The organism is Streptomyces murinus, from assembly GCF_002154555.1.
GTDB lineage: Bacteria > Actinomycetota > Actinomycetes > Streptomycetales > Streptomycetaceae > Streptomyces > Streptomyces murinus.
In genome coordinates, this window is record NZ_MUNF01000889.1 from 1 (window position 1) to 1691 (window position 1691).

The window sequence follows — 1691 nt, forward strand, 5'->3', positions numbered from 1 at the left end:
GGGTCTTGGAGTCGCGGACGGATACGTGGGTGGGGGTGTCGGCGATCTCCACGCACGCGTCGCCGTCTCCCGGGCCCGAGTAGGACGACTTTCGCCAGTTCTCCATGAGGGGACTCACAGCTCCTTCACCAGCCGGTGGATGAGGTCACGCGACCGGGAGGGGTCGAGGGACGCCGCTTCCAGTTTACGGAAATTCGTTCGGTAGACGCTGAGTTGAGGCGCGGAGTCGATGAAGGCCGCACCGTGCAGCGCGTCGCGGAGCACGGTATCCAGTCTGGTCACGGGGCCGCAAAGGTATGTCATCGTGCTGGAGGCGCTGGCGAAATCGTCCAGGTCGAAGGGGATGACCCGCACCGTGACCCGGTCCGACTCGGACCGTTCGAGGAGCTGTTGGAGTTGGGCCTGTGCGGCGGTGCGGTTGCTGACCCTGATGCGCAGAGCCGCCTCGTGGATCACCGTCTCGTACGGGGGCGCGTGCTGCTGGCGTCGCATGCGATGGTGCACACGAAGTTCCAGCTCCTCCTGGGTGAGTTCGGGAATGCGGGCGGAGAAGACCGCGCGTGCGTAGTCCTCGGTCTGTAGCAATCCCGGCACGTACAGGATCGCCACCTCGCGCAGGAGCTGGGCGTGGTGCTCCAGCTCGGCGAGGTCCAGGAAGGACGTCGGCAGCAGGCCTCGGTACTCCTCCCACCAGCCGTGCGTCCGTTCGGTGGCCATGGCCGCCAGTGCGTCGATGAACTCCGGATCGGTGCAGTCGTAATGGCAGGCCAACCGGCGGACGCGCTGCTCACTCACGCCCGCGAGTGCGGACTCGATATGAGTGATCTGAGCGGGTGCCACACCAAGGAGTGCAGCCGCCTGGCGGGAGTTGAGTCCTGCCGCCTCACGGAGTCTGCGCAGCTCGGTCGCCAACCGCATCTGACGGGCGGTTGGTTCGCGCCGCTTCACCATCGCTCTGGTCTCCTCGTGTGCGCGCAGGTCTGACCCGTTCGGGTCAGATTACGCGATCCACTTGTCGCGTCCCTAGATTTAGATCTACCGTCGGTGACGTACCGCACACGCAGCGGAAGTGCACCGCACCCCGCGGCAACGCCACCCTGCGCGCGTTTCAACCCCCCACTCACTCCCCGGAGTTGATCACCCATGCCTGAAAGCGAGTCCTGGGACTACACCCTCTGCATCCCCAACGACCCGAGGGCGGTGACGGTTTCCCGCCGTACCCTCCGTCTTATCCTCACCCTCCACGGTCTGATCGGCCTGGTGGACATCGCGGAGCTGCTGGCGGCGGAGCTGGTCTCGAACGCCGTGCGGCACACGAAAGGTCCGGCGGCGCTGCGGGTGCGCCGTACCCCGGAGGGGGTGGTGTGGATCGGGGCGTGGGACACGGATCCGCAGTCGCCGCCCGTGGCGCAATCCCTCGCCGAAGCGGGCGAGTTGGAGGGTGGCCGGGGGCTCGGGCTCGTCATGGCGTGCGCCGACCACTGGGGGTGGCAGCCAACGGCGCGGTTCGGGGAGCGGGGCAAGTTCGTATGGTGTGAACTCGGTTTCAGGGCGACCGCCGCGCTGAGTCCGGTGTGAAGCCCCTCTGGAGTCGCCCCTCTGGAGTCCGGCGGGTGGCCTCAGGCGTGGTGATGGTCGTGCTCCCCGCGCCCACCGCTCCCGCGCCCACCGTCCCCACCCTCCTCCGGTCC

3 protein-coding genes are annotated in these 1691 nt (G+C 67.7%); 1 reads left to right on the forward strand and 2 read right to left on the reverse strand.

What is annotated here, in order from left to right; genetic code table 11:
* A partial coding sequence (locus CCN72_RS36325; RefSeq protein WP_143664330.1) for a DUF397 domain-containing protein occupies positions 1-106 on the reverse strand: 106 nt, incomplete at its 3' end.
* Positions 107-114: 8 nt separating this feature from the next.
* The gene (locus tag CCN72_RS36330) at positions 115-951 is read right to left on the reverse strand and encodes a helix-turn-helix domain-containing protein (RefSeq protein WP_086812614.1); all 837 of its coding nucleotides are present in this window, start codon (positions 949-951) and stop codon (positions 115-117) included.
* Positions 952-1143: 192 nt separating this feature from the next.
* Between CCN72_RS36330 and CCN72_RS36335 the strand changes: the two genes are divergently transcribed.
* Positions 1144-1578: an ATP-binding protein gene (locus CCN72_RS36335; RefSeq protein ID WP_086812615.1), complete on the forward strand. Its 435-nt coding sequence runs from the start codon at positions 1144-1146 to the stop codon at positions 1576-1578.
* Positions 1579-1691 lie beyond the last annotated feature (113 nt).